Below are 3,361 nucleotides of genomic sequence, written 5' to 3' on the forward strand. Positions count from 1 at the left end.
TCGCCGGGTTCACGCCGTTCGGCGGCGGCCACCCCGGCGCGGTGCTGCGCCGGCACGTCACGGAGACCGTCGTCCCGCTCCCCGGCATCCCCGAGCACCGCACGCACCCGGTAGACGTCCGCGATCAGTCGCTCGGTGATCACCTCGTGCGGGGGGCCCGCCGCGACCACCCGTCCGCCGTCCATCACGGTGACCAGGTCGCAGAACATCGCGGCCAGGTTCAGGTCGTGCAGGGCGACGACGCAGGTGAGCGGCAGTGCGGACACCAGCGCCAGCAGGTCCAGCTGGTGCTGGACGTCCAGGTGGTTGGTGGGTTCGTCCAGCAGGAGTTCGCGGGGCCGCTGGGCCAGGGCGCGGGCGATCTGGACCCGCTGGCGTTCGCCGCCGGACAGGGTGTGCCAGGACTGCCCGGCCCGGTCCGTCAGCCCGGTGCGTTCCATGGCCTCGCGCACCGCTTCGTCGTCCGCAGGCCCCGGCGCCGACCAGGCCCTGCGGTGCGGGATGCGCCCGAGGCGTACGACGTCGAGGACGCTGAGTTCGACCTGGGTGGCCGCGTGCTGGTCGACGACGGCGACCCGCCGGGCCACCGTGCGCCTGCTCGTCGCGGCCAGCGGCTCGCCGTCGAGGGTGACGAGGCCGCCCTCCGGCGGGAGGACACCCGCGAGCACCCGCAACAGGGTCGACTTTCCTGAACCGTTGGGGCCGATCAGACCGACGGTGGCGCCGGGCGGCGGGGCGAGGGTCACTCCGTCGAGGATCAGGCGCCCGCCCGCGGTCCGGCTCACCCGGTCGGCCCGCAGACCCTCGGCGGGGGCGGTCATACGACCCTCCGGGTGCGGTGCAGGACGAGCACGAAGGCGGGTACCCCGATCAGCGCGGTGACCACGCCGACCGGCACCTCCTGCGGGTCGAGGACCGTCCGGGCCAGGGTGTCGACCCAGACCAGGAAGACCGCTCCGGCCAGCGCCGTGACGGGCAGCAGTCTGCGGTGCCCCGCACCCGCAGACGCGCGGGCGGCGTGCGGCAGCACCAGGCCGACGAAGCCGATCGCCCCGGCCGAGCTGACCAGCGCGGCGGTGAGGAGCGCGGTGGTGCAGAGCAGCACGGTCCGGGTGCGCGCGACATGGACGCCCAGGGTGGCCGCGGCGTCCTGCCCGAAGGCGAAGGCGTCGAGCGTACGGGCGTGCCCCAGGCAGATCATGAGGGTCACGACGACGATGCCGGCGCAGAGCCGTACGTCCGTCCAGCCGACACCGCTGAGTGAACCGAGCAGCCAGAACAGCACCCCGCGCGTCTGCTCGGCGTCGGCGGCGGTCATCACGACGAACGACGTGAGCGCGGAGAACAGTTGCATCACCGCGACGCCCGAGAGCACGACCCGGTCCGTGGTGCCGCCGAGGGTGTGGCTGAGCAGGAGAACGAGCGCGAACGAGGCGAGCGCCCCGACGAACGCGCCCGCCGAGAGGGACACCGCGCCCCCGCCGACGCCCAGCACCACGACCACGACGGCGCCGGTGGACGCCCCGGAGGAGACGCCGAGGACGAACGGGTCGGCGAGCGGGTTGCGGAGCAGCGACTGCATGACGGTCCCGCACACCGCGAGCCCGGCGCCGCAGACGGCGGCGAGCAGGGTGCGCGGCATCCTGAGGTCCCAGACGATGCCGTCCCGGATCGGGCTCAGTTCCGTGCCGCCGAGGCCCAGATGGGCGGCGACCACCGACCACACGTCGGCGACGGAGATCCGGGCCGGGCCGATGGTGACAGCCACCGCGACGGAGGCCAGGAGGAGGACGGTCCCGCCGGCCCACAGGAGGGGTTCGGGCACCGTCCGCAGGCTCGTGCGCCACCCGGGCCGTGCGCCGGTACCGGACGGTGCGCCGGAGCCGGTCCCGGCCGGGGCGTTCGCCGCCGGCCGTGGACGGACGGCTGCCGGGTCCGGGGCGGCGGTCATCCGGCGAGCCCGAACTCGCGCAGCCCGGCGGCGACGAGTTCGATGCCCTCCACCGTACGGATGGAGGGGTTCATCGCCTGGCCGCTGAGCAGGACGTACCGCTTGTTCCGTACGGCGTCCATGTTCCGGGTGACCGGGTTGGACTCCAGGAATTCAATCTTCTTCTCGGCGCTCTCGGCCGTCTGCGACTTGCGGGTGAGGTCGCCGATGACGAGGACGTCCGGGTCACGGTCCGCGATGGTCTCCCAGTTGATCTGGGGCCACTCCTCGTGGGTGTCGTCGAAGACGTTCCTGGCGCCGAGTTCGGTGGTGATGACGCCGGGTGCCCCGCAGCAGCCGGCCAGGTACGGGGCCTCGGAGTTGGCGAACCAGTAGAGGAGGGTGGCGTGGGAGGCGTCGATGCCGTCCGTGGCCTTCGTCACCCGGGCCCGCAGGTCGGCTATGAGCTCCTCGCCCCTTTCCCGTACGCCGAACACCTTGGCCAGGTCGCGTATCTCGCCGTAGATGCTGTCGAGGGTGAGGGCGGTGGAGCGGGCTCCGTCGCCGTCGCCGCTGTTGTCCTTGCCGGTGCAGTCGGAGGGCGAGACGTACGTGGGTACGCCCAGGTCCTCGAACTGCTCGCGGGGCGCGACTCCGCCCTTGCCGAGGGTGGACTCGAAGGAGGCGCTGACGAAATCGGGCTCCTGCTCCAGCACCTTCTCCGAGGAAGGGGCGTTGTCGGAGAGTCTGGGAACCTTCGCGTTGGCCTTCTCCAGGCCCTTCATGACGGGGTCGGTCCAGGTCGCGCTGCCCGCGAGCCGGTCGGCGAGGCCGAGGGAGAGCAGGATCTCCGTCGATCCCTGGTTGAGGGAGACCGCGTGGTGCGGTGCGGACGTGACGGTGACGGTGCGTCCGCAGTTCTGGAGCGTCACCGGATATCCGTCAGCGGCCTTTCCCGCGGCGGCGGGTGCGCTGTCGTCGGTGCCGCCGCAGGCGGTCAGCAGCAGGAGCCCCGCCGCCAGCAGGGCAGCGGAACGGGCGGATCGGGCCATGGGGGGCACGAGGTACCTCGGCGTCTCTGGGCCCATGCGCGGGGCCCGTTGTACGGAGTACTGCGGCCCGTTCGGGTCGCAGGGCGCCAGCAGGTCTTCGGACTCGGGTTCGTGCGGACGGGGCGCCTTCCCGGGGAACCGTGGGTCTCCCAGTGGCCGTGGCCCCGCCCGTCCCCCTCACCGCTGCGCGTCAGTTCCGGACTCTCACCGGATTCCCTGACCCCATGTGTGGAGTGCGACTGGCCCTGGGAAGCTATCACGCCCTCGGACCGCGCCCGGGTCCCGCCCGGCCCGCCGCCGAGGTGGCCGGGGACGGTGGCGTCATTCCTCTGCCCGATATCGTAGATACCCGCGGTGTGTGCCTGATACTCCGTTTGCG

At 72.7% G+C, this 3,361-nt stretch carries 2 protein-coding genes, 1 pseudogene and 1 riboswitch; all 3 genes and pseudogenes read right to left on the reverse strand.

The window, feature by feature from the left end:
• Positions 1-80: 80 nt before the first annotated feature.
• Positions 81-821, reverse strand: a pseudogene (locus tag ACWD3D_RS35090) (ABC transporter ATP-binding protein); the annotation flags it as partial.
• On the reverse strand, positions 818-1,951 hold the full coding sequence (locus ACWD3D_RS35095) for a FecCD family ABC transporter permease (protein WP_451464735.1): 1,134 nt from the start codon (positions 1,949-1,951) through the stop codon (positions 818-820). The pseudogene ACWD3D_RS35090 and the gene ACWD3D_RS35095, both read right to left, overlap by 4 nt.
• Entirely contained in the window at positions 1,948-2,982 is a 1,035-nt protein-coding gene (locus tag ACWD3D_RS35100) for an ABC transporter substrate-binding protein (RefSeq protein ID WP_451464736.1), read from the reverse strand. The genes ACWD3D_RS35095 and ACWD3D_RS35100 overlap by 4 nt, the downstream gene beginning before the upstream one ends.
• A gap of 71 nt (positions 2,983-3,053) precedes the next feature.
• A riboswitch (cobalamin riboswitch) is annotated at positions 3,054-3,241 on the reverse strand.
• Positions 3,242-3,361 lie beyond the last annotated feature (120 nt).

This window comes from Streptomyces sp. NPDC002690, assembly GCF_053592415.1.